The sequence below is a fragment of the Streptomyces sp. NPDC047974 genome (assembly GCF_040653375.1).
Classification (GTDB): domain Bacteria; phylum Actinomycetota; class Actinomycetes; order Streptomycetales; family Streptomycetaceae; genus Streptomyces.
This window is the reverse complement of the sequence record NZ_JBEZNU010000034.1, coordinates 12486-34310: the sequence shown is the minus strand read 5'-3', so window position 1 is coordinate 34310 and position 21825 is coordinate 12486. Positions and strand designations below refer to the sequence as shown.

Sequence of the window (21825 nt, the reverse complement as noted above, 5' to 3'; positions counted from 1 at the left end):
GTCGTGGTCACAGCTGCTGGTCGTGGTGCTCGGCTGGCTGCTGCTTCCTGGTGAAGCTTCCGGTGTCGACCTCGGCAAGGATGTCTAGCTTGACCAGGCGTTTCAGCTTGGCGCGGGTGCGCTCGGTGTTCTTCGGCAGAAGTTCGTGGTCGAGGGCTTCGCAGACGTCCCGGGCCCGCAGCGGTCCGGTCGCGTTGTGGAAGACGGCGAGGATGCAAGGGTAGTCCGGGTGCTCGGGCAGGTCCGGGAGGGCGGCCGGGAGCCGGTCGGCAAGGCCGGTGACGGTCTTCCGTGTGATCGCAAGGTGTTCGAGGTGGGTCTCGGCCTCCCGTAGCCGGCCCTGCAGTTCGCCGATCTGTATGCGGAGGTCGTCGGCCAGGGCCCGGGCGGCGTCCTCCTGGATGCCGAGCGCGTCAAGGAGGGGCTGGATGCTCACGTGGTCACCGTCTGTGGATCGCGCCAGGTCGGGGTGTTCGCGCCGGTGAGGCGGCGGGCCATGACCTGGGTCATGGCCCAGTAGACGCGGGAGGCAGAGGAGGCCGGGTGGTGTTCGTGGTCGCGGACCAGGCGCCGGTGCAGTATCAGGATCCCGTAGATCTGTTCGACCCTCCATCGCTTGGGCTGCGGAACGAACCCCCTGTCCTGCGGGTTGCGCGTGACGGTCTCGACGTCAATGCCCAGGCCGGCTCCGTGCGCGACGACCTGGTTCTTGAAGCCCTGATCGACCAGGGCCTTCTTGACGGTTCCGCCGGTGTGGTCGGCGACCTGGTCCAGCAGGGCGATGCCCGCGGTGTTGTCGTGCGCGCTCGCGGCGAGGACGACGACCGCGATGACCAGGCCGAGCACGTCCACGGCCAGGCCCCGTTTGCGGCCCGGGACCCGTTTCGCGGCGCCGCGGCCGGTCGTTGAGGAGGGGACCCCGGCGGCAGCGTGGACACTCTGGGTGTCCAGGAGCACCAGGGTCGGGTCCTCTAATCGGCGGGCCTTCTCGCGGACCTGGCAGCGCAGGAGCTCGTGGGTGACCTGGTCCGTTCCGTCGTCCCACCAGGCGGCGAAGTAGTAGCACGTGGCGCTCTTCGGAGGCAGGTCGTGCGGGAGGTAGGCCCACTGGCAGCCGGTCCGGCCCTGGTAGAGGATCGCGTTCACGATCTCCCGCATCGCGTAGGCGCCCTGGTGGCCGCTGGCCGAGCGGTGTCGGTCCTTCCACGCCGTGACCACCGGCTCGATCAACGACCACTGCCCGTCCGATAAGTCACTCGGGTACGGCTCGCGTTCAGTCACCTCATCACACCATCAGATCAGCGGCCGGGCACCGGCAGATTTGGCCCGCGCCCACACCATCAGGCGACGCCAGAACCACCCGAAGACTCACGAACCGCCCTCTGAGTAGGGCGGAAGGGTCGGGTAGGGACGGCCCGAGACGACGATGTCGCCCCGGCTGCTCATGGACTAGTGGCACATCAGGCAACGTTTACCCCGTCGCGGTGCGACGCCGCCCTGGGTCCTCCACGCCGGTCACGACGTCTCGATGAGGAACGGCCGAGCGGCTAGAGTCGGGAGCTCGCCCCTCACTGTAGAAGCTGGAATCACCATGTCGACGGGACAGCACCGCCCCACTATCCGCCCCGCTCGTGGGGAAGATCTTGGTGATCTCCAGGCTCTCGCACGTCGCACGATCGACACCTGTTACCGAGGGTTCCTCGGCGACGAGGCAGTGGACTGGTTCATCGGCAGTGGCGCCTCGGACGAGCACGTGAAGAGTCACCTGGAGCAGGGCGGCGTGCACTGCCTCAGCCAGGACGGCCGGATCATCGGCCTCTCCATCCTCGATGGCCCCACGGTCGACCTGATGATGGTCGACCCGGATCATCACCGCCAAGGGCTGGGCCGCCTCCTGCTTCGGCACGCAGAAGAAACCCTCCCCGCCCAGTACCCGACCATCCGGCTGGAGACCTTCCCGGACAACGCCAGGGCCATCTCGTTCTATGAGGCGTGCGGCTGGGTCCTTGGGGATCGACTGGAGGGCGAGGGGCCGACCAGATTCGAGTACACCAAGAACCGCGCAGGCACCTAACGCCGCCCGGCGCAGCACCGAGACGGCGCGGCCCATCACCTCCCGCGCACGGCACCCCTCCTCGACGCCGACCCCGCCATCACGGCCGCAGACGTCAGCGAAGCCCTCGGCACGCACCCCAGCACCGCAACCCGCGCCCTCAACCAGCTGCGCGCCGGCCGGATCGCCGACCTGATGTCCACCGATCCAGGCCTCACCGTCGAGCAGGCCGCTCTCGGCCTCGGATACCCCGCCGGCCAGGTCCGTACCGCAGTCCGCCGCCAGGCCCTCACCGAACTCCGCGCCCGCACCGTCCGCGCCTACCTCGCGGACGTCGCCGCATCCCTCCACACCGCCGGCCTCACCACCGACCCCACCCCGGCCATCGAGCAGACCCGCGCCGGCACCCTCCGCGCCGCCATCCTGCTCACCCCCGACGCACCGGCCCCCGCCGTGGTCTGGGAAGAGAACACCGGCTGGCGCACCGCGTCCCGCCGCCACCCCTACACCGCACCCGACACCCATCCCCTCCTTCCCGGAACCCTCCAACCCGCCCCCGACGCCGTCCTGGCAGCACTCTCCGCCTGACCACGAAATGTGCTCGACCGGGACGGATCGTGAAGGGAATCATGAGCGAGTGACGTCGACCGAGGCAGCAACAATCGCTCTACAGGACCATGCCGCCCTCTGGAGTGTGGGGGAGATCAGTGCGAGCGAGGTGGTCGATTCCGCCTGCGACGCGCTCGTCGCCGGACTCGACACCCCCAGCCTTCGGGTCCTCGCCGCCTGCACGCGCGCAGAGGCGGACTACGACGTCCACGACCTGCTTCCCCCGGCACTCGCCGAACTCGGCCTCCCCCTCCAGCCAGTCGGCGGCGCGGCCTGCCAGGAAGCCGCCGTGCGGGCGCTCGCACGGCGCATGCTCGCCGGCGAGTTGAAACCCTGGGAGCTCACCTTCCGGGTTCACCATCGCTACGGGCACGAGCTGCACCTGGCTGAGCGGCTTGCCGAGCTCGATGACGAGTACGGCATGCTCGAAGACGGCGACGTCGGAGCAGTAGCTCAGGTCGATGCAGAGGTCACGGCCGAAGCCAGCCGCCTCGCGGCCTACCCCACCGCTCCCGCCGAATCCACGGAGCCACGGAGCCACGGAGCCACGGAGCTGATACGCACGGACCGACCTGTGAGTTCCCGCTGAACAAGCTTCGGTTGCCCTGAACCCGCGGGGCTCTCCGGCCTCGGGGATCAATGGAACCGTGGTTATCGATGAGAACGATCACGGCCAGGTGGTGGCTCAGCTGTGGGCTGCCTCGTTGATCTGGCCATGGACATCGACCACATACACCCTGCGCCCGATCCGGCGGAGGCCCTGCGCGCGGAGTTCGGTACCCGCAGCCCAGGTCAGACCTCCTCCGGCGGATCCCAGTTGCAGGACGGGCACCAGTCCCGCCCGAGTGGGTCGCCCCAGAAGTGCACCGTGACCTCGCCGCACCGCGGGCGCGGCAGACCCCGATGTGTGCCTGCGGTCCGTGCATGGACACGCTCCACGAGCCGGTGTGGGAGTCCCTCCTTATCGGCGACGCGGCGGCTGGGGATCCGTCGCAGGACGAGCCCCCAGCCGCAGAACCACCTCTCCGCGGCGAACAGGCAGACGCCGCGGCCCGAGGCCGGCTCCTGCGCCGCCGTAAGCCGCAGGAGGGACGGCAGAGCCCCGGGCCGCGGTTTCGCGCGGGTCCCGGGGCTCCGGTGTCGGTGTCGGTCAGCGTTCGAGGAGGGCGATGCGGATGGCTCGCTCGACGTGGTTCGCGGCGTTCTGGTGGCCTGCGGCGTTGGGGTGGACCAGGGTGGCGCGCTTGCCGACGATGCCGCAGTTCAGCTTGCCGATCGCGGCGGGCCAGTAGTCCCCGGCGTCGCCGCAGAGGCCCTCGACCCACTTCTCGTCGGCGGGCTGGCAGGCGTCGTGGCCGACGCTGGAGGAGTAGATGTCGACGTACTGGTCGCCGAAGAAGTTGGAGACGCGCTGGATCGTGGTGTTCAGCTGCTTCAGCACGTCGTCGCGGAGCCAGTCGACGTCGGCATGCTTGATGAGGCTGAGCTCGGTCAGGGCGAGGCGGTTGCAGGCGCTGCCGTCCTCCGGCAGGACGGCCGGGTAGCCGACGGTGATCACCTTGGCGTTGGGTGCGGCGGTGTGGACCTGGGCCAGCATCGCGATGTACTCGTCCTGGACGCGGGCGAGCTTCTCCTCGATGCTCTCCTCGCCCTCCGGGGGGTTGGTGTAGTGCTCGCGGCAGGAGCCGGTGATCTCGGCGCCCTCTTCGAGACACTTGAGGAGCATGCCGCCGAAGGGCAGGCTGTTGCCGCCGACGCCGATGGTGACGACGTCGGTCTGGTCGTTCAGACCGGCCCGCTTGATCTGCGTGTCCACCGCCGGCCAGCCGGCCTCGGGCTGCTCGACCGGGCTGATCGGCTTCTGCTTGGTGGTGGCGATGTCCGTGATGACGGCGGCGCCGCAGCTGACGTTGGTCAGGTGGACGGGCTTGCCCGGCGGGAACTCGTCCAGCTCCGTTTGGACCAGGCCGGGGTAGGCGCCGCTGGTGCGGTCGCAGCCGTCACGGGACGCGTCGCCCAGCGCGGGCAGCGGGTCGCCGACGAAGACGCCGGCGGTGTACGAGTCGCCCAGCGCGGCCCATTCGTACTGGTCGGCCGCACCGGCCGAACCGGAAGGCAGGAGGGCGGACGCGGCCAGCGCGAGCCCCACGGTCAGGGCGCGCAGGCGCGGGCGGGAGACAGAGTGTCGCACGGATGCTCCAGAGTCGACGAAAGACGCCCAAGGACGGAACGCGCCCCGGGCGAAGACAATGCCCAAGATCATCCAGGCCTTGGAATCATCCGCTCCGCGAATCGGGCCGATCACCCACGATCGAGCTAAATGATCAGATCATTCACATTGCCCGGCCGCCGGCCCGTGCGGTGCGGTGCCGAAAGTCTGGACGGGGGAGGCCGGATACGGAAGTCGGCGGCCGGCGCAGTCGCTCCAGCTCCGACACCCAGCCGCCCTCCGGCAATGAGGCCGCCGAGCACATACTCGAATCACACAAGCCTCGCATGCGGCCGACGGACTCTCGCCGGGCCCACTTGCCGCTCTGCCGGGCAACCGGCCCGTGGGAAGAACCGCTGTGCCCAGAAGAAGATCAAGGTCTACGGTGCCGGGAAGGGGCGACCTGATGGAGTTGTGGCACTGACGCGCCGGAATCCCGCCCCTTGCACCTTCGCTTCAGGGCGCTCCCAATCAGGGGTTGTGAGGCGGGCTGGGACCTGTGCATGGATCTGCGGCAGCTGAGTACCGGCCAGGCAGCGGGGAGCCATTCGGAATCGCTGGAATCGAACCCGGAACGTCGTGATCCAATCGACTGCATGGCATCCTTCCTGAAACCCACCTACGGATCGAAGGGGCGACGGCCCACCGCCATCGCTCGACGTCGCGGCGTGTGGGGGCGCGTTTTGGTCGTCGCCCTCGTAGCGGCAACGGGACTGGCCGGGCAGGCTCCAGCGGCGCATGCGGACGGAGCAAGGGACCAGCAGTGGTACCTCGACCGCATGGATGTCGACAAGATCTGGAAGAAGACGACCGGCGAAGGAATCAAGATCGCCGTCATCGACTCGGGAGTGAACCCCTCGACACCCTCTCTCAGAGGCCAGGTCCTGCCTGGGCGGGACGCGTCCATCCCCGAAGGCGGCGGCCCCGACACCAGCGACCGAACCGGTCAGGGGACCACGACAGCCGAGCTGATCGCGGGAACAGGCAAGGGCGGTGGCCTACAGGGCCTCGCTCCCGGCGCCAAGATCATCCCGATCCGCGTGCCCATGCTGAAGCACGACGAACTGCCGAGCATCTACGACCACCTCGACCAGGCCATCAGAATGGCCCTGAAACTCGACGCGAAGATCATCACCATCTCGCTCGGCAGCCAATACGCCATCGGCGCCGGTCTGACCGGACAGAACTACTCGCTGCAAGACGCCCTCGCCAAGGACGTCCTGGTCTTCGCCGGAAGCGGCGACAACGCCAAGAAGGGCAACAAGCCCCTCTTCCCTGCCCAATACCTTGAGGTCGTCAGCGTCGCGGCGACCGACCCGGAGGGCAGGGTCGCCGGCTTCTCCCAGCACGGTGAACGCGTGAACATCTCGGCTCCCGGAACGGACATCCCCCGCTGGTGCGACGCCTCCTTCCAGCGCTACTGCCCCGGCGGAGGAGGCACTCACGTCTCGGCGGCCCTCGCCTCGGCCGCCGCCGCCCTCATCTGGTCCCTGCACCCCGACTGGACCGCGAGCCAGGTCCTGCGCGTCATGTACGACTCCGCAGGCCGCGGCGACGACTGGGAGCCCGGGACAGTCAGCAGCTACGTGGGTTACGGCGTCATCCGCCCCGGCGCACACATCAACCGGGGGCTGGGCAACCCGGGGGCGCCGGACCGCGGCGAGATGCCGAAGTTCATCCAGCCGGTCGACTACGTGCCGACCACGCTGCCACCAACGCCGGCCAAGACGACGGAATCGGAAACACCCCCGAGCTCGCAGACGGCGCCCACGCCACCCACCAGCACCACCACAGCGAATGACCGGAAGCCGAAGACACCCATGCTCCTCGCAGCAGGCGCTGCCACCGCCATGGTCCTCACGGTCGTGGCCGTGTGGGGAGTGAGGCGTGTGCGCCGCTCTGGCTGACAGGGACATCCAGCCGGGTCGTGCGCTGAGACTGAATCGCCGCTGGTGGGTGGCTGGCAGGTTGCGGTGCTGGGGTAGTGGTGAGGTCTTCCCGCGGCCGGGTGTACATGGCCTCGCGGTGTTTCTGCGGCGGCTCGCCACGCTGGCCGAGGAAGAACCGGCCCCGCTCCGGGGACCGGGCCTGGCTGACCGCCCACCCCGGAGCGGAGATCATCTGCCGGGATCGTGCCAGCGCCTACACGAAAGCGATCAAGGAAGTCGCGCCGGATGCCATGGAAGTCGCGGACCGCTGGCACTTGCTCCGGAAACTCTCATACGCGGTCGAGAAGACCTGCCATCAGCACCGGCCGTGCCTGAAGAAGCGCGCGGAACGGGGAAGCGACTTGAACATCTTGATCCGGTTGACGTGTCCTTCGACGACGCCCGAGCTCCACGGCAGGGTCAGACCGGCAGTCACGGCGGCGAGATCGCGTTCGAGGCCGTTGACGAAGGTGTGGAGCTGGGCAGGGCGTCAGCGCGGACCGCCTTGATCCATTGTGGGAGCTGGTCGCCCTGGGTCTGGTCGAGCGCTGCTCGGGCGGCACAGCCGCAGGCGCACTCGTCAGTCATATGGTTGCTCTTCGTGGTCTCGGGCCTCCGGCTGGCCGCGTCGCGGCTTCGGGGTGACCCTGGAGTGATGAGCGCCGCGCCGATCATCGTGCACCGTCCGTTACCCTCTGGAGGACGGAGGGTGACCGTGCACCTCGGCGGGCGCGACGAGATCCTCGACCTGACCGTCTTCCTGGAGGCTGCGGGGATCCTCGCCCCGGAGAGGGCGATCGACGACCCAGCATGGGTCGAATGGCGCGGGGGCAGAGCCCATGAATGGGACGCGGCCTAACGACCTTCAAATTCAGTTGCGTTGCGTTACTTCGTGCCCGAGCTGGAGGTTGACCGGGCATGGACGACGACTACGCCGAGGACTACGGACCACGCCTGCCGCTCGCCTCGCTCGGCGAGGCCCGCGAGACGGTCAGGCTGCTGCTTCACTTCCAGGACGAGACCGAGGACGCACAGGCAGCCGGAGCACTTGCACGCGACCTGGCCCTACGGCTGCCAGCAGGAGAAGAGAGCTGACGGTGGCAGCCACGACACACCCTCACGGAACGCTTTCGTCCGTTGATCGACTTCACCTAGGGTCGGCTGCCTGACCGACAAGATCACGCCCAGGTGCGTACCGCCCTTGGCGTCACCAGGGGGATTTAGCCGATGAAGCTCCGCACCGCCGCCAACCTTCTGACCGCAACCGTTATCGCCGCTACCGCTGTCGTAGGAACGTCGGCCTCGGCCAACGCAGCCAGTTGGAACTGCGACACGCACATCTCGCCGGATCGCTACTCCGCCATGGTGACATGCGACGGCAACGGGCCCGTACGTGTGGCGGCATGGTGCGACCTGGACAGGTACCCGTACCGGACCAAGATCTACGGCAACTGGGCCACCACCACCAGCATCGTTGACCAGCGAAGCTGCTTCATCAGCTCGGCCTGGCCCGAGGTCGGCTAGAGCGTGTCTCCTTGATCCGCTTGTCGGTTGATCGGATATGTCCGTCCCGCTAGTGATCACTGAGCTCTTTCAGAGTGGCCACCGATCGGATGGCAGGGCCATGAAGCGCTGCAGGTCGGCGGCATGGAACCGCCCTCCGTGCAGTCAAGCTGAAAGAGCTTAGTGATCACTAAGGATCTTCAGAGTGGTCACCGATCGGATGACGGCCAAGGGCGGATAGCAGACGAGGCCTTCGGGCAGTGGTTCGAGATGTCTGACGTCTCAACCGCTGTGACCGGAGGCCTCGTTGGTCATCTATCCTGCCGCACTCGACCTGCCGCACGCGCTCGTGGAGTGGGTCACGATGCTGATCGTCACCCGCGAGGGTGACCGCCGGTGCAAACTGCGGCCCTCGCAGCGCGCCATCATCACCCTGATCAACCTGCGCGACCACACCACCTGCGCGAAACTCGCCGCGGGCTTCCGGATCAGCGAGGGCACCGCCCACGCCTACGTACAGAGCGTGATCAAACTCCTCGCCTCGAAAGCTCCATCTCTCACCCAGGCCCTTCGCCGGGCGCGTCCCGAGTGCGTTCTGCTGGACGGCACCATCGCCGAGTGCGACCGTGTCGGCGACCACGAACGGGACTACTCGGGCAAGGCCCGACGGCACGGAGTGAACATCCAGGCCGTCACCGGCCCTGCCGGCGAGCTCATCTGGTACTCGCCGGCGCTGCCCGGCCGCACGGTCGACATCACCGCGGCCCGCACCCACCGCATCGTGACTGTATGTGAACGCTTGAGGATCCCCGTGCTTGCCGACAAGGCCTACGCCGGGGCCGGCGGAACCTTCCAAGTGCCGTTCAAACGCCACCTCGGACGCCCCCTCACCACCAGACAAGCAGCCGTCAACCGAGCACACGCACGCCTCCGCTTCCCCGTCGAACGCGCCTTCGCCCGCCTCAAGGCCTGGCGGATCCTCCGCAAAGCCCGGATCAGCCCCAACCGACTCACGTCAATCACCAAAGCCGTCCTCACCCTCGAGAGACGACGCTGAAGATCCCTATTGTTACGAAAGCCCCCTGCCGGGTGCGGGAGGCGGTACTGGACAGACGGACTGGGAGCCGGTTCTGCTACACCTCAGGCTGCATCGATCGCAGCCGGTCGGCGATGTCGTACACCGACAGCCGCAGCCCGCGGATGTCGCGGACCAGGGTCTCCCACGGCTCGAAGGCGTCATCGACGCTCTTCCCGGACGCCCGGATGTACGCCACGGCCACGCCGTACGCGAAGAACGCGTTCCGGGCCGGCAAGGGGCGCAGCAGCACGAGCGCATCGAGCAGCGCCGCAGCGCGCCAGTAGAGCGTGTCTCTTTGATCGGTTGGTCAGTTGATCGGATGTGTCTGTCCGGTTAGTGATCACTGATGCGATGTGGGACCGGATCGAGCCGTTGATGCCGGCCGATCCGGTCCGTGGGCGGAGGTGGGCCGATCACCGCCGCACCCTTGAGGCCATCGCGTGGAAGTACCGCACCTGCTCGCCCTGGCGGGACCTGCCCGACGAGCTCGGCTCGTTCCAGACCGCCCACAAACGCCTGCTCAGGTGGGCCGTGGACGGTACCTGGGAACGCATCCTCGCCGCGGTCCTGGCAGCGGCCGACGACGCTGACGACATGGGCTGGACCGTGTCGGTGGACTCCACCGTCTGCCGGGCTCACCAGCATTCCGCCGGCGCCAGGAAAAGGGGGCTCCAGGCCGGGCCGAACCCGACGACCACGCGCTCGGACGCTCCCGCGGCGGCCTCAGCACGAAGATCCATCTCGCCAGTGACGCCCGTGCACGGCCCCTGGCCCTCCGCGTCACCGCAGGCCAGGCGGGCGACGCCCCGGCCTTCGAGACCGTCATGGCTGCCATCCACGTTCCGCGAAACGGCCCCGGACGACCGAGGACCCGCCCCGATGCCGTCCTCGCGGACCGCGCGTACTCATCCCGCGCGATCCGAAGTCACCTCCGCCAACGCGGAATCCGCGCTGTCATCCCCCAGCCATCCGGCCAGATCGGCCACCGTCTGCGGCGAGGCAGCGCGGGCGGTCGACCACCGGCTTTCGACGCGGAGTCGTACAAGCAGCGCAACGCGGTCGAGCGATGCATCAACCGCCTCAAGCAGTGGCGCGGCCTGGCCATGCGGACCGACAAGCTCGCCATCGCCTACCAGGCCGCGCTCCACCTCGCCGCGATCCTCATCTGGGCACGGCGATAGCCCGCTCAGCGATCGACCACCCAACGTGCATCCGCAGGCCAAGAGCCCGTGCCAACGATGTGCTCCACAAGCCTGAATGCCTCACGGATGGGGACGGTGTCCTCATCCGGATACTCGTCGCCCTGCCCGTTGGAGAGGACGAACCCGTCGCTCGTCCCCGCAGTTCCGGGGGCCACGGCGTGCTCGCCGGGATCACCCTCGGCTTCGAGCAGCACCACCATCGCTCGCTCGGCATTCGTCACGAAGGCCAGCAACCGACCAGACGAACTGGTCAGCCACGTCTCAAGCTGTCCGCTGTCGATCCTCGACCGAAGAGCCTCCACAACCCCCGCCGACGACACAGGGACAGGGCTGTCGTCATTGATCACCCAAGACTCGATCACGAGCACGACGATCTCACGGACGGATCCAAGAGACAGGCCCTACCTGCCTGGCTTGCGGAGCCCCGGCCTGGGCCCCGTCGCGGAAGGAACCGGCACGATCGCGGCAGATGATCCGGACCTCAGGATGGTCCCGCAGCCAGGACGCGAAGGTCGCTGCGGTCCGATCGGGCAGGACATCGACCGGGCGATGGGTCGCCATGTCGATGAGGACCGTCGCGTAGGTCCGTCCCCTTCGAACAGCGAACTCGTCGACGCCGAGATGCGGCACCAGTCCTGATGAGGGAAGCGGCTGTGCCCGGATCAGCCGGAGCAGAGTGTCCTTGCAGGTGCCGACGGCCATGCGCTGGGACAGGCGAGCGCCTGGGCGGCCGCCCAGGAACAGGGCCACGTCGGTGAGCTGGGCGGTGAGAGCGTCCGTGCGGCGTGCGTGGCGACGGGTCAGGGCCGGTATCTGCTCGGCGAACGTCCAACGGGCGCAACGCTCGTTCCCGCATACGAGTCGACGCGCTCGCAGTTCGATTCGTACACGTCGGCCCGCGACTGGACGATCCGCCAGCGTCCGCGGGTAGTAGCAGTGCACTCTCGAAGATCTCTGCCCGCATCCGGAACAGGCCGCCGAGGCGGCCCGTGATCGCACGGTGACCCGGGCCTCCGTATCCGTCAGCACCAGCCGGTCGACCTTCACCCCGACACCAGGCAGTAGAAGGTCCGCGACCTGAACCCCACCCATCATGCCTGATAGCTGCCCAACCACCCCCAAATTAGCGACAGAGCCCGGAAAGCGAGCCAGAACCGCTGAACATGAACATAGCCAGGATGAATGCGTCGCGACTCCTTGCTGTGTCGCTGAGTTCGGCTGTTCCCCGCTTGCGCGGGGATGGTCCCGACAGTATCTCTGGCCCCCTCTTCGGGCTCGGTCTGTTCCCCGCGCGGGGATGGGCCCCACCCCGCCTGCGGGGATGGACCCGCGAAATCGTCCAGCTGCCCCAGGTACTCCGACTGCTCCCCGCATCCGCGGAAATGGCCCCGAGACTCATCAGTGGGTGAGGGGTATCGAGGGCTGTTCCCTGCCTGGGCGGGGATGGCCCCCGTCATGCGAGGGTGAGAAGGGCTTTGGCGTGGCCGGTGCTCGGCCGCAGGACGTCGAGGACTTCCTTTGCCGGGAAGTGATTCGCTAGCACGCGGCCTTGGAGAACAGCGGTCTGGCCTCTGCAGCAACGACGCCTGTCCAGTCTCACTGTCGCCGGTGACCGGGCTGTCGGGCGGCGAAGCCGGCGGCTGCCCCAGCCAGCTGCCGTGCCGCCGTCAAAGCCCCCTGATCAGCGGCGCCGCGCGACCTTGATCCATCATGAGGAGAGCCCGAACCGGCTTGCCTCTGTAGAAACTTCGGGCTCTGGAATCACATCAGGGACAGGCACGATGCGCGTCACAGCGGCGCGCAGCAGCACAAACCCATCAAGGAGATACCCGCATGAAGGTGACCCGCCGCACCGTCGCCGCTGCCGCCACGGCCGTGCTCGCCGTCGTCGCGCTCGCCGGCTGCAGTCCGGAGTCTGCCGGTCCGGCGCCGGCGCGGACCGCCACGACAGGGCCGGCCACGGAGCCCGTCACCCCGGAGCCGACGACCCCGGAGCCGACGACCCCGGCGCCCGCCACCCCGGAACAGATGACCCCGGAGCCGACCACCCCGGAGCAGACCGAGGAGGCCCCGGCTGCCGAGACAGCCGAGGTCCCCGACGTCGTCGGCATGAACCACGCCGAGGCGCAGAGCCTGCTGCGCAGCGAGGGCTTCATGGTGAACGAGGAGGACGCCAGCCCGGAGGGACGCATGATCCTCAACAACTCCAACTGGAAGGTCTGCCGCCAGGACCCGCAGCCGGGTCCGACGGACGCCCTGCGCGTCGCGATCTACTCGGTCAAGCTCGACGAGTCCTGCTGACCTGACTCCCTGCGGCCGCCGCGCCCGCCGCGCCCGCCACGGGCGGTCCCGCGACCGACTCAGCGCGGGCGCCTTCTTCTTGGCCTGGTCGGCCGGCGCGAGGGAGTGACAGGGCGGGCACAGGCGCGGGGGTGGTCCCGGCGTGGGCCAGCGCGGTGGTCCGCAGCAGCCGTAGCAGGGTGTCCTTCGCCGCGGTCATGCCCAGCCTTCGGGGGAGCCGTGCACCAGGCCGTCCGGCCATCGCCACGGCGACGGGGCCGAGCAGGTCCCGAAGAACGGGCGTATGCCGGGCGTGCGGCCGGGTCAGTCCCGGAATCTGCTCGGCGAAGGTGACCGCCGGGCACTCGGCCGCCAGACACTTGAACCGCCGTACCAGCATCACGATCACCACCGGCTTCCCACCCAACGGCGCATCCGACGAGCCGTCGTTCGTACCGGTTGTGCAGTCGGCCTGAGAGTTTCCCGCATCCCGGACACCGCGCCGAACGCATACGAGATCGTGCACGCGGCACGACCACGCCCACGTCCCGGTGCACCGACTCGACCACCACGTCCGCCAATTGCGGCAGGGCCTCCCGCAAACCCCCTGAACCGCACACCCATCCGAAACGAGCGAACAGCTCCGACATCACAAGATCAGCAACAGAGCCGGCGAACGTGCCAGGCAAGCATCGTCAGCTGATCCTCCTGGGAGGTAGCCCTGCTTTGGCGCGCCAGTAGTCGGGGTCCTGCGGATCGGCCAGCCAGCCGGTCAGACGTTCAGCGCCAGCACGGAACGCATCGGGCAACGAAATCTCCTCGCCGACCACAAGCCTGAGAGCGTCGACGTCATGGGTGGCATGTTCGGTCTCGCACCAGCAGGCCACGTTCACCGCCGCATCGACCGCAAGCTGGCCGGGGGCGGGATTAACCACCTGAAGAAGGAACTCCAGCTGGTCACCTTCCGCAGTGTGCTCGATGACATCCAGCCCCAGGACGACCGGCGTCCCCAGCTGCGCGCCCGCAAAGACGACATGGCCCAGGCCCCATTCCCAATCCGCCATGGCTCTGCCCGCACGAATCGCGTCGACCATGCCGGCCGTCGGATTCAAGGAGTCCTCATCCGCAGGTGACAGGAAAGGAAAGAGCGCTGGCAAAGGGACGTCGTGGAAGGCACCTCGCATCATGAAGCGATCATCCATGTCTCCATCACACACCACGAGCCCCACCTCACTTCTTCCGCAACGAAGGCACCGACGTGTACGCCGGCAGGGGTGGACCTCCGTGTGGCGAAGGTCTGTTTCTTGCCTACGGCTGCTCCCCGCTCGCGCTGGGATGGTCCCCCTAACGTTGATGAGAGCGAAGAGGTTGAGTACTGCTTCCCGTGATGGCGGGGATGGACGCAGGAACGGGGCCGCTCTGCGTAACCTCTTCAACCGGATGCTCGGCGAGTCCTTGCTGCCACCAGGAGCGCACGGTCTTCGATGAGCTGGTCGCCTATCCGACCTCGACCCCGACTCCGACCTCGACCTTGACCCTGGGGGCGGAGAAGGTGGCAACCTGATCTCCAACGGCCGAGAACGTCTTCTGTCAGTACGAGATGGCATGCTCCCCGCCATGAACAAGGAGCAGTTCTGGGAGGTCATCGCGCAGGCCCGCGACCGGGCGATCACCCCACACGACAGCGAGGCGATCGCCCGCGAAGCAACCTCTTTGCTGGCCGCCCGGCCGGTCGAGGAGATCATTACCGCCGAGGAGGTGCTGTGGGACCTGATGGTTGAGTCCTACACCAATCCTCTGTGGGCCGCTGCGTACATCGTCAACGATGGTTGCTCCGACGACGGCTTCGACTACTTCCGCGGCTGGCTGATCGCTCAGGGCCGTGAAGTCTTCGAGCGCGTCGTCGCTGATCCTGACGCCCTTGCGAAACTGCCCGTAGTCCAAGGCGCCGCAGCTGCCGGCAGCGACCTGGACGGCGAAGGCATGCTGGTCATCGCATGGAACGCGCACATCACGGCAGCCGGTGATCGGCTTCCACCGGACACACTCACCATCTGCTACCCGCAGCTGGATCCTGCCTGGAACTTCGACTTCTCGGACTCAGATGAGATGGCTCGCCGACTGCCGCGTCTGGCTGCTCTCTTCCTGGAGTAAGTCGTGCAGGTTCCGCATCCGCTGAGAAGCTCTATGTGTGATCGCTGTTCGAATACCCGCAGCTGATGGTTTGACGAATTAGCACGATGAGGTGGCTTCGAAAGAGGGTGCGCGACTGGCCTGCGGTCCTCTCTCGCCCACCAGAAGGGGACTTGCCTGGGGGGCATAGTCGCCGGACCCCTCGGCCCGAACGAGCCCCCCACGGCGCTCTTCGCCCTTGCCCGCGGGGGATGGGTCATCCCACGACTAATGGCGGTCTGCGCCTTCGGTGTGGGTGGTGAGGCCGGGTTTGGATGGTGGGGTGGTGTTGGTTCCTCGGTCGCTTGAGTCGCTGCTGTCGGCGGCCGTGGTGAGGGCCGGAGTCGCCATCGTGGTTGCTCACCACCGTGCTCACCGTGCCCGGGGCTACTTACCGCCGTGCTCACCAAGGGGCTGACCGCGGTGCTCGCCAAGGGTGGTTCTCGGGCCCCTGGGGGCCGTTTCGTCTGTGTCGGTGAAAGTTGCTCGAACGTCGGCCGGTGTCGGGTAGAGAGGCCGGTCCAGTGGACTCCGCGTGTAGGTAGTGCTGTACAGGAACTTACTGCTCGTCTCCGCTCCCAGACTGCGCGAGATTCGGGTCACCCACGCCTGGCGGTCCAGCCCGTGAGGCTGTTGAGCCAGTCGGTCAGCAGATGGTTGATCTCCTCGGGGCGTTCCTGCTGGATCCAGTGGCCGCAGCCCTCTATGAGGTGGGAGGCGCTCAGGCCGGGGAGGGTGGTGGGGAAGGCGTCGATGGCGTCGGACATCCAGGTGGTGGAGGCGTCCAGGGCGCCGCCGATGAACAAGGCGGGCTGTGTGATCGGGGCGCCGCGGTGGGGGGGCGAGGTCCTCCCAGTCGCGGTCCATGTTGCGGTAGCGGTTGAGGGCGCCCGTCAGACCGGTGCGCTCGAACTCTCCGGCGTAGACGTCGAGGTCGTCCTCGGTCAGCCAGGCCGGGAGGGTGCCGGCGGGGAAACGGTCACGCAGCCGGCCGCCGCGGGCGACGAAGTGCGGGTCGGGCTCGCCCTGGACGGGCATGGTGTCGGCGGACAGAGCCGCATAGAAGCCGGCGAGCCAGCCCCGCACGTCAGGCTCGATCTCCGCCTCTACGCGGCCGGGCTCCTGGAAGTAGGAGACGTAGAACTCTTGCTCGGGGCCGCCGATCTGACCGAAGACATCGGTGGGTCGGGGGCCGCCGGGCGGCGCGTACGGGACGCTCAGCAGGGCGACGGCCCGGAAGACCTCGGGGTGGAGCAGGGCGGAGGTGGCTGCGATGTTGGAGCCCCAGTCGTGGCCGACGACCACCGCGGTCTGCTCGCCGAGGGCGCGGATGAGGGCGACGTTGTCTTCCACCAGGTCCAGCATCCGGTAGGCATCGGTCTGCGAGGGCTTGGAAGAGCGGCCGTAGCCGCGTACGTCGATCGCCACCGCCCGGTAGCCGGCCGCGGCGAGGGCCGGGAGCTGGCGGCGCCAGGAGTACCAGGACTCGGGGAAGCCGTGCACGAGCAGGACCAGCGGGCCGGTGCCCTGCTCGACCAGGTGAAGGCGCCCGGCCGGGGCCTCGACGGTGCGGTGACGCAGAGCGGCGGACGGCTCGGGTTGCATAGGGGCTTCTCCTCGGTTCGCGAGCGGCTGCGGGTACGCATCGATCATGCGGCGCAGCGACCGTCCACCGCGATTTCCCTTGCCGCGCTGGCAAACTTGCAGGACAGGGCGGTGGAAGGCGCCGTTCGGAAGGGAGCAGAGCGGGTGACAGGCGAGGACGTGGCCGGCATGCTGGCGGCGATGGGCCCCCGGTTGCGGGCCGCGCGTGAGCACCGCGGCGCCACACTCACCGGCGTCAGCGACGCGACCGGCATCTCCCTGAGCACGTTGTCCCGGATCGAGACAAGCCGCCGCAAGCCCACCCTTGAAGTGGTGCTGAAGTTGGCGAAGGAGTATGGCGTCTCCCTGGACGAGCTGGCCGGCACCGTCCCCGCCGCCGAGCCCCGCATCTCCGCGCTCCAGCGGTTCGGCGACGACAAGGCGGTGCGGCCGCTGACGAGGTATGTCGGGGGCCCGCACGCCCACAAACATGTCCTCCCCGCCGTCCAGGAGCCGCCCGCGCGGCCCCGGCAGGTCTCCCACGACGGCTGGGAATGGCTGTGCGTCCTGTACGGGCGGCTGTGGCTCGCACTCGGCGGCCAGGACCTCGTCCTGAGTGCCGGAGACGTTGCCGAGTTCGACACCCGCACTCCCCACGGGGTCGCGAACGCCGGCTCCGGCGGCCCGGTCGAGTATCTGATCATGTTCGGGCCGCAGGGAGAGCGCCTGCGACCGCGCACCTTGCCCGCCCCCGGCCGCATGGCCTGGTAGCAAGCAGCGAACCAACGGGCTGACGTCCCGGGTATACCCAGGATGCCGGATCTCTTCCTCGTCGCCCTCAGCGGCATCGGGGCCTGTTCACCGGCACCCGGGACAGGTTCACCCCGCCCCAGCGCGGACGCCGAGATCTCCTCCACCTGCTCGTACACCGTCGATCGGCGTACCGGCGTACCGCCATGCGACGGTCGGCAGCCAGGCCCCGCCGCAACCGAGGATCTTCCGTCGCCCCCCGCCCCTGCACCAGACGATCATGATCGTTCTCGCCGGGATGCAAACCCGGCTTGCGTCCGGCGTGGGAATCCCGACTGCCCCGGCCTCTTCTGCTGCAGTGAGCGGGTGGAAGGGACACACGACATCACCGAGGCCGGTAGCCCCTGGTGTGGTTGTGCCTGCGGGTGGCTGGGGCGTACCGGTGAGGGGAGGCCGCGGTGAGCGGAGGAGGCAGGTCGGCCCGGTGGCTGTTCCCCGAGGGGCACCGCTATGCACGGTTCGTTCCCCTGTTGCTGGTGCTGACGTTCGTTAGCGGACTGGTGGACGCGGCGAGCTTCCTCGGGCTGGGTCGGGTGTTCGTGGCCAACATGACCGGCAACGTGGTGTTTCTCGGCTTCGCTCTGTCGGGGGTGGCGCAGTTGTCGGTCCTGGCTTCGGCGGTGGCGCTGGCCGGGTTTGTGGCCGGAGCTGCTGCCGGGGGTGCGTGGCGCCGCCGGAGCGAGCCGGGAGCGTTGTTTGCCTGGCTGACCGGGTTGCAGTCCCTCCTGGTCGCGTGCGCGTTCGGTGCCCAGATGGCCGGCTGGGGCCGGTACGCCGTCCTGGTGCCGTTGGCGTGCGGGATGGGGCTGCAGAACGCCGTCGTGCACCGCCTGGGGGTGCCGGACCTGACGACTACGGTGATGACGCGGACACTGACCGGCCTCGCAGTGGACGGGCCCGGGCCTGCCGGCCTGCGACGGGCCGCGTCGGTAGTGATGCTGGCCGCAGGGGCGCTCGCAGGAGGCCTCCTGCACGCGCGGGTTGGTGTGGTGGGCGTCCTGGTCGTCGTACTGGTTCTCCTGCTGGGCGTCGTTGTGGCCGCCGGCCCCTGGCGTGAGGGGTTCGCCAGCGGCCGTCCGCGGCTGCCCGGGGACGGGTAGGCGGGTAGGCCCGCCACCTGCGGGACGGGCCGGGCCGGGCCGTCGCAAGGACAGCCCAGGTCGCTGGCAGGTTCCGTAGCCGTCGAAGCCGGTGGTCCGCCAGGTACGGCCGTCGGGCAGTGCGGCCAGCGCCTCGTAGCCGTCCTCTCAGCGACAACGCCGGCCCCGCCCCTCTGCTGAACCAAGAATGGAGAGCACGGCCGGCGGCATCGCCTGGGTACCTCACCCTCGGCGAGTTCGAATGAGACCCGGATTCACACCGCGGGCGCCGACTGCGTGCGAAGAGCCGGAAGGCGCCAAGCCCCGCTCGGCGAATTCAAGGGCCCGACCCCGCTGGAGTGGTGGAGCGGCCGTCCTGTACGCCGCCCCACCGCGACCGTACTCGCGCTGGTGCCCGAGCACAGGTTCTGATGGGCCGCCGTCCACGACAGTCCGAGCATGATCAGCATCAGCAGCGGCGGGATCGCGAACGCCAGGTGCAGGGAGCGGTCGACGACCAGGAGGCTGATGAGGGGGGAGACGATGATCGTGAGCGCGGCGCCGGCCTTGATGAAGCCCTGGGCCTTGTTGCGCTGGGAGCGCACGACGTGGTCGGAGACCAGTGAGCGTTTTCAGCGTTGACGCTCCAGGTTGAGGATGGCTGCGGCGATGGCGGTCATGCGGTTGGGGCTGCAGCGGGCTTTGCGGAAGATTCGCCAGGTCTTCAGCCTTGCGGTGCTGCGTTCGACCGGTGCCCGCGCCGCTGACAGGGCTCGGTTGATCGTCTGCTGGGTCGTGGTGAGGTCGCGGTTCGGGAGCCGTCTGATGGGTGTGGTCACCCACGGGCCGGCGCCGATGTAGGCGCGGTCGGCGAGGACGGGGACGCCCTGGCGTTCGCAGATCCGGATGATGCGGTGGGTGCGGGCCGCGGTCAGGTCGTGGGTGCGGCCGGGCAGCGCGGGCGAGATCCACAACAGTTTGCCGGTGGGATCGGCGATGACCTGCACGTTGACGCCGTGACGGTGGTGCTTCTGCGAGAAGTCGGCCCGGCTGTCGCCGACGCGGTCGCACTCGGCGAGGGGCCCGTCGAGCAGGACGTAGTCCGGGCCGGTCTCACCCAGAACCCGCAGCAGTCCGGGTGCCCGGCCGGACAGGTGCCGGACGACTGCTTTGACGTAGGCGTGGGCGGTGCCGACGGATATGCAGAAGCCGGCGGCGATCTGCGCGAGCGTGTCGTGCCGGCGGAGGTAGACCAGGCCGACGAGGGCACGCTGGTGGGGCGGGAGCTTGCAGCGGCGGCCACCCTCACGGGTGGCGATGAGCATCGATACCCACTCGACCAGGGCGTGCGGCAGGTCGAGTGCGGCAGAACAGGGAACCAACGAGGAGCCTGCGCTGATGAGTTGAGACTTCGAACACCTCCCTCAACGGCCTGGGAGCCTCGTGCGTTGCGGAACGTCTGCCCGTCACTCGATCAGTGGCCGCTCTGAAAGAGCTCAGTGGTTCCGGAGGGATTGCGGTTGCGCTCTATTGGGGGGCGAGTGTGCCCTGTTCCGTTTCGTAGAAGGAGAGCCCCCGGCGGATGTCCTCGCGGGTGTACTTCATCGGCGGGAAGCCTTCGACGCTCATCTCGTAGTTCTCTGCCGCGCCGGGTACCTTGAAGGAGAAGTAGAAGTTGCACGTCTTGAGCGTGGAGCCGCCGGCGTGACCTGCTCCGAGCTTCTGGGTACCCAGCGTCTTGCCCTCACCGTCGGTCACGCGGACTTCTGCGCCGGCTTTGACCTTCGAACCCGCTGGGGGCGCACACGGCTTGCCGGTGTCGGGGCCCTTGCCATCGGTGGACAGAAGTACGGTGATCCCCCCGCTGATGGCGAGACGAGCGGCGGATGGTGTGGGAGTGGGGGCGGTTTTCTTCGGATCCTCCACCGTGCCGGAACACCCGACGAGACCGATCATGCCCAGTACCAGACCACAAGCCCACAACGTTCTCATGCTTCCCCTTTGCTACCTGCGGCGTCCACGCAGGTAGCGTGTACCCTACACAGTCACTGATCGCCCCCTGCCGCCCAGGACGGCCCAGGAGCCGCGAACGGGCTCTGGGACGGCCTCCGTTGAAGTCTGCTCCCAGCACCTGCGGAGTGCCTTCCCGGGCGTCGCGCACGGCATGGGTGACATCTGCTTCTCGCATGTGAGGGGATGGTCACTGCTTCGGGGGCAAGCCTGCGGCCGACCTGCTCCCCGCGCAGGCTGGGATGGTCGCCACCTCGAGATCGCGGCAGCCGTCCACGTCCTTTGTTCCGCGCTGTTGGGGCTTGCCTTCGGGTGTGGGTGTGAAGTGGGGTTCTGGTGGTGGGTGTGTCGGTTCTTCGGTCGCCTGGGTCGCTGTGCTCGGTGGATGTGGTGAGTGGGGGAGCGGTCATCGCGGTTGCTCACCACGGGGCTCACCATGCGCGGGGCTACTCACCACGGTGCTCTCCATGGGTGGTTATCCGGTTATTGCGAGTGTTTATCCGTTTCGGTGAAAGTTGCTTGGGGCGGGCTGGTGTCGGGTAGGACTGAGCTCATTGCTCTCCGCGCCTGCGGGGATGGCCCCGGGAAACGGGCTCCGTACTTGTTGACGCAGTACTGTTCCCCGCTTGCGCGGGGATGCCCCTGCGTGACGTGCTCGGGCGCGACGGCCAGAGTGTGCTCCCTGCGCTCGCGGGGATGGCCCGTGGTCGGTGGCGGTGGGTTCCGGGGGTCTGCTGTTCCCTGTGCCCTGTGGGGATGGACCCGAGACCCATCAGTGGGTGACGGGTAACAACGGTTGTTCCCTGCACGCGCGGGGATGGTCCCATCGGCTGGTCATGCAGGGCGAGCCGGAAGGTTACCGGCCACTGGGAGGGGGACCTCGTGAGGGGCACCCGGCCCTCGGCTGTCGCCACGCTCGCCGAGCGCACCAGCCGTTACACCGCCATCGTCCCGCCGCCGGACGGCATCAAGGCCGAGCAGGTCACACCGAACCTCGCCCGAAGCCTCCTCGGCATCCCGCCCCAGCTGCGGCGAACCCTCACCTAGGACCGGGGCCGCGGGATGGCCGAGCACCGGGCCATCACCGCCGAGACCGGGATGCCGATCTACCCCTGCAAGCCGCGCAGCCCCTGGCAGCGTGGCACCAACGAGAACACCAACCGGCTGCTTCGGCAGTACCTCCCCAAGGGCGCGGACCTCCGCATGTTCAGCCAGGCTGGCCTGGACGCCATCGCCCACGAGCTCAACCACCGTCCGCGCAAGACCCACGGCCCCGCTTGAGCTCGCCATCGTTTGCCGACAGGCGAC

At 68.3% G+C, this 21825-nt stretch carries 25 protein-coding genes and 2 pseudogenes; 16 read left to right on the top strand and 11 right to left on the bottom strand.

Going from position 1 to position 21825, the window contains the following annotated elements; translation table 11 throughout:
* Nucleotides 1–7: 7 nt before the first annotated feature.
* Together AB0E19_RS32830 and AB0E19_RS32825 are read right to left on the bottom strand one after the other, a co-directional pair.
* On the bottom strand, nucleotides 8–436 hold the full coding sequence (locus tag AB0E19_RS32830) for a hypothetical protein (RefSeq protein ID WP_362186748.1): 429 nt from the start codon (nucleotides 434–436) through the stop codon (nucleotides 8–10).
* Nucleotides 433–1281 (bottom strand): IS5 family transposase, encoded by an 849-nt coding sequence (locus AB0E19_RS32825; protein ID WP_362186745.1) that lies wholly within the window; start codon nucleotides 1279–1281, stop codon nucleotides 433–435. The genes AB0E19_RS32830 and AB0E19_RS32825 overlap by 4 nt, the downstream gene beginning before the upstream one ends.
* A gap of 310 nt (nucleotides 1282–1591) precedes the next feature.
* On the opposite strand from AB0E19_RS32825, the gene AB0E19_RS32820 reads away from it, so the two are divergent.
* The 3 genes from AB0E19_RS32820 (at nucleotide 1592) to AB0E19_RS32810 (ending at nucleotide 3251) form a co-directional block, all read left to right on the top strand.
* Nucleotides 1592–2074: a GNAT family N-acetyltransferase gene (locus AB0E19_RS32820; protein WP_362186742.1), complete on the top strand. Its 483-nt coding sequence runs from the start codon at nucleotides 1592–1594 to the stop codon at nucleotides 2072–2074.
* Between the two features lie 174 nt (nucleotides 2075–2248).
* Nucleotides 2249–2641: a DUF6292 family protein gene (locus AB0E19_RS32815; protein WP_362186739.1), complete on the top strand. Its 393-nt coding sequence runs from the start codon at nucleotides 2249–2251 to the stop codon at nucleotides 2639–2641.
* A 49-nt stretch (nucleotides 2642–2690) separates the two neighbouring features.
* Nucleotides 2691–3251, top strand: a complete 561-nt coding sequence (locus AB0E19_RS32810; RefSeq protein ID WP_362186736.1) for a hypothetical protein — start codon at nucleotides 2691–2693, stop codon at nucleotides 3249–3251.
* A 561-nt stretch (nucleotides 3252–3812) separates the two neighbouring features.
* Here AB0E19_RS32810 and AB0E19_RS32805 read toward each other — a convergent pair.
* A complete protein-coding gene (locus AB0E19_RS32805; protein ID WP_362186733.1) occupies nucleotides 3813–4853 on the bottom strand; it encodes an SGNH/GDSL hydrolase family protein in 1041 nt (346 codons plus the stop codon).
* A 521-nt stretch (nucleotides 4854–5374) separates the two neighbouring features.
* Between AB0E19_RS32805 and AB0E19_RS32800 the strand changes: the two genes are divergently transcribed.
* The 6 genes and pseudogenes from AB0E19_RS32800 to AB0E19_RS32775 all read left to right on the top strand — a co-directional run bounded on the left by AB0E19_RS32800 (nucleotide 5375) and on the right by AB0E19_RS32775 (nucleotide 9359).
* The gene (locus AB0E19_RS32800) at nucleotides 5375–6778 is read left to right on the top strand and encodes a S8 family serine peptidase (RefSeq protein WP_362186730.1); all 1404 of its coding nucleotides are present in this window, start codon (nucleotides 5375–5377) and stop codon (nucleotides 6776–6778) included.
* A gap of 107 nt (nucleotides 6779–6885) precedes the next feature.
* Nucleotides 6886–7140 (top strand): annotated as a pseudogene (locus tag AB0E19_RS32795) (transposase); the annotation flags it as partial.
* 314 nt (nucleotides 7141–7454) lie between these two features.
* On the top strand, nucleotides 7455–7658 hold the full coding sequence (locus AB0E19_RS32790; protein WP_362186727.1) for a hypothetical protein: 204 nt from the start codon (nucleotides 7455–7457) through the stop codon (nucleotides 7656–7658).
* A 59-nt stretch (nucleotides 7659–7717) separates the two neighbouring features.
* Nucleotides 7718–7894 (top strand): hypothetical protein, encoded by a 177-nt coding sequence (locus tag AB0E19_RS32785; protein WP_362186724.1) that lies wholly within the window; start codon nucleotides 7718–7720, stop codon nucleotides 7892–7894.
* A 132-nt stretch (nucleotides 7895–8026) separates the two neighbouring features.
* On the top strand, nucleotides 8027–8323 hold the full coding sequence (locus AB0E19_RS32780; protein ID WP_362186721.1) for a hypothetical protein: 297 nt from the start codon (nucleotides 8027–8029) through the stop codon (nucleotides 8321–8323).
* 286 nt (nucleotides 8324–8609) lie between these two features.
* Nucleotides 8610–9359 carry a transposase family protein gene (locus tag AB0E19_RS32775; protein WP_362186718.1) on the top strand — a complete coding sequence of 250 codons (750 nt, stop codon included), beginning with the start codon at nucleotides 8610–8612 and terminating at the stop codon, nucleotides 9357–9359.
* Nucleotides 9360–9435: 76 nt separating this feature from the next.
* On the opposite strand, the gene AB0E19_RS32770 is transcribed toward AB0E19_RS32775, so the two are convergent.
* On the bottom strand, nucleotides 9436–9630 hold the full coding sequence (locus AB0E19_RS32770; protein WP_362186715.1) for a hypothetical protein: 195 nt from the start codon (nucleotides 9628–9630) through the stop codon (nucleotides 9436–9438).
* 71 nt (nucleotides 9631–9701) lie between these two features.
* On the opposite strand from AB0E19_RS32770, the gene AB0E19_RS32765 reads away from it, so the two are divergent.
* Nucleotides 9702–10561, top strand: a protein-coding gene (locus AB0E19_RS32765; protein ID WP_362186712.1) for an IS5 family transposase whose coding sequence is annotated in 2 segments (ribosomal slippage) — nucleotides 9702–10053 and nucleotides 10053–10561 — 861 coding nt in all. Because the reading frame shifts where the segments join, the coding sequence is not laid out codon by codon here.
* A gap of 5 nt (nucleotides 10562–10566) precedes the next feature.
* Here AB0E19_RS32765 and AB0E19_RS32760 read toward each other — a convergent pair.
* Both AB0E19_RS32760 and AB0E19_RS32755 read right to left on the bottom strand, forming a co-directional pair.
* The gene (locus tag AB0E19_RS32760) at nucleotides 10567–10950 is read right to left on the bottom strand and encodes a hypothetical protein (RefSeq protein ID WP_362186709.1); all 384 of its coding nucleotides are present in this window, start codon (nucleotides 10948–10950) and stop codon (nucleotides 10567–10569) included.
* 7 nt (nucleotides 10951–10957) lie between these two features.
* Nucleotides 10958–11674: an ISL3 family transposase gene (locus tag AB0E19_RS32755; protein WP_362186833.1), complete on the bottom strand. Its 717-nt coding sequence runs from the start codon at nucleotides 11672–11674 to the stop codon at nucleotides 10958–10960.
* A 741-nt stretch (nucleotides 11675–12415) separates the two neighbouring features.
* On the opposite strand from AB0E19_RS32755, the gene AB0E19_RS32750 reads away from it, so the two are divergent.
* A complete protein-coding gene (locus tag AB0E19_RS32750) occupies nucleotides 12416–12883 on the top strand; it encodes a PASTA domain-containing protein (protein ID WP_362186706.1) in 468 nt (155 codons plus the stop codon).
* Between the two features lie 674 nt (nucleotides 12884–13557).
* Here the strand turns inward: AB0E19_RS32750 and AB0E19_RS32745 are convergent.
* On the bottom strand, nucleotides 13558–14064 hold the full coding sequence (locus AB0E19_RS32745) for a hypothetical protein (RefSeq protein WP_362186703.1): 507 nt from the start codon (nucleotides 14062–14064) through the stop codon (nucleotides 13558–13560).
* 415 nt (nucleotides 14065–14479) lie between these two features.
* Between AB0E19_RS32745 and AB0E19_RS32740 the strand changes: the two genes are divergently transcribed.
* Nucleotides 14480–15016, top strand: coding sequence for a DUF4240 domain-containing protein (locus AB0E19_RS32740; protein ID WP_362186700.1), 537 nt, complete (start codon nucleotides 14480–14482; stop codon nucleotides 15014–15016).
* Between the two features lie 617 nt (nucleotides 15017–15633).
* Here the strand turns inward: AB0E19_RS32740 and AB0E19_RS32735 are convergent.
* Nucleotides 15634–16639, bottom strand: a pseudogene (locus tag AB0E19_RS32735) (alpha/beta hydrolase).
* A gap of 144 nt (nucleotides 16640–16783) precedes the next feature.
* On the opposite strand from AB0E19_RS32735, the gene AB0E19_RS32730 reads away from it, so the two are divergent.
* Complete coding sequence (locus AB0E19_RS32730; protein WP_362186697.1) at nucleotides 16784–17389, top strand: helix-turn-helix domain-containing protein; 606 nt, start codon at nucleotides 16784–16786, stop codon at nucleotides 17387–17389.
* Between the two features lie 515 nt (nucleotides 17390–17904).
* Nucleotides 17905–18528 (top strand): YoaK family protein, encoded by a 624-nt coding sequence (locus tag AB0E19_RS32725; RefSeq protein WP_362186830.1) that lies wholly within the window; start codon nucleotides 17905–17907, stop codon nucleotides 18526–18528.
* 254 nt (nucleotides 18529–18782) lie between these two features.
* On the opposite strand, the gene AB0E19_RS32720 is transcribed toward AB0E19_RS32725, so the two are convergent.
* The 3 genes from AB0E19_RS32720 to AB0E19_RS32710 all read right to left on the bottom strand — a co-directional run bounded on the left by AB0E19_RS32720 (nucleotide 18783) and on the right by AB0E19_RS32710 (nucleotide 20463).
* On the bottom strand, nucleotides 18783–19112 hold the full coding sequence (locus tag AB0E19_RS32720; protein ID WP_362186694.1) for a hypothetical protein: 330 nt from the start codon (nucleotides 19110–19112) through the stop codon (nucleotides 18783–18785).
* Nucleotides 19113–19139: 27 nt separating this feature from the next.
* Nucleotides 19140–19889 carry a transposase family protein gene (locus AB0E19_RS32715; RefSeq protein ID WP_362186691.1) on the bottom strand — a complete coding sequence of 250 codons (750 nt, stop codon included), beginning with the start codon at nucleotides 19887–19889 and terminating at the stop codon, nucleotides 19140–19142.
* Between the two features lie 145 nt (nucleotides 19890–20034).
* Nucleotides 20035–20463: a hypothetical protein gene (locus tag AB0E19_RS32710; RefSeq protein WP_362186688.1), complete on the bottom strand. Its 429-nt coding sequence runs from the start codon at nucleotides 20461–20463 to the stop codon at nucleotides 20035–20037.
* A gap of 936 nt (nucleotides 20464–21399) precedes the next feature.
* Between AB0E19_RS32710 and AB0E19_RS32705 the strand changes: the two genes are divergently transcribed.
* Together AB0E19_RS32705 and AB0E19_RS32700 are read left to right on the top strand one after the other, a co-directional pair.
* On the top strand, nucleotides 21400–21564 hold the full coding sequence (locus AB0E19_RS32705) for a hypothetical protein (protein ID WP_362186685.1): 165 nt from the start codon (nucleotides 21400–21402) through the stop codon (nucleotides 21562–21564).
* A gap of 15 nt (nucleotides 21565–21579) precedes the next feature.
* Nucleotides 21580–21798 (top strand): IS30 family transposase, encoded by a 219-nt coding sequence (locus AB0E19_RS32700; RefSeq protein ID WP_362186683.1) that lies wholly within the window; start codon nucleotides 21580–21582, stop codon nucleotides 21796–21798.
* Nucleotides 21799–21825: the final 27 nt, after the last annotated feature.

What these genes read in the sequence shown, in the direction of transcription:
- AB0E19_RS32780 (WP_362186721.1), top strand. Translation starts at nt 8,027, where the DNA reads ATGAAGCTCCGCACCGCCGCCAACCTTCTGACCGCAACCGTTATCGCC.
- AB0E19_RS32815 (WP_362186739.1), top strand. Translation starts at nt 2,249, where the DNA reads ATGTCCACCGATCCAGGCCTCACCGTCGAGCAGGCCGCTCTCGGCCTC.
- AB0E19_RS32700 (WP_362186683.1), top strand. Translation starts at nt 21,580, where the DNA reads ATGGCCGAGCACCGGGCCATCACCGCCGAGACCGGGATGCCGATCTAC.
- AB0E19_RS32745 (WP_362186703.1), bottom strand. Translation starts at nt 14,064, where the DNA reads ATGGATGATCGCTTCATGATGCGAGGTGCCTTCCACGACGTCCCTTTG.
- AB0E19_RS32790 (WP_362186727.1), top strand. Translation starts at nt 7,455, where the DNA reads ATGAGCGCCGCGCCGATCATCGTGCACCGTCCGTTACCCTCTGGAGGA.
- AB0E19_RS32820 (WP_362186742.1), top strand. Translation starts at nt 1,592, where the DNA reads ATGTCGACGGGACAGCACCGCCCCACTATCCGCCCCGCTCGTGGGGAA.
- AB0E19_RS32750 (WP_362186706.1), top strand. Translation starts at nt 12,416, where the DNA reads ATGAAGGTGACCCGCCGCACCGTCGCCGCTGCCGCCACGGCCGTGCTC.
- AB0E19_RS32755 (WP_362186833.1), bottom strand. Translation starts at nt 11,674, where the DNA reads ATGGGTGGGGTTCAGGTCGCGGACCTTCTACTGCCTGGTGTCGGGGTG.
- AB0E19_RS32740 (WP_362186700.1), top strand. Translation starts at nt 14,480, where the DNA reads ATGAACAAGGAGCAGTTCTGGGAGGTCATCGCGCAGGCCCGCGACCGG.
- AB0E19_RS32710 (WP_362186688.1), bottom strand. Translation starts at nt 20,463, where the DNA reads ATGATCGGTCTCGTCGGGTGTTCCGGCACGGTGGAGGATCCGAAGAAA.
- AB0E19_RS32785 (WP_362186724.1), top strand. Translation starts at nt 7,718, where the DNA reads ATGGACGACGACTACGCCGAGGACTACGGACCACGCCTGCCGCTCGCC.
- AB0E19_RS32800 (WP_362186730.1), top strand. Translation starts at nt 5,375, where the DNA reads ATGGATCTGCGGCAGCTGAGTACCGGCCAGGCAGCGGGGAGCCATTCG.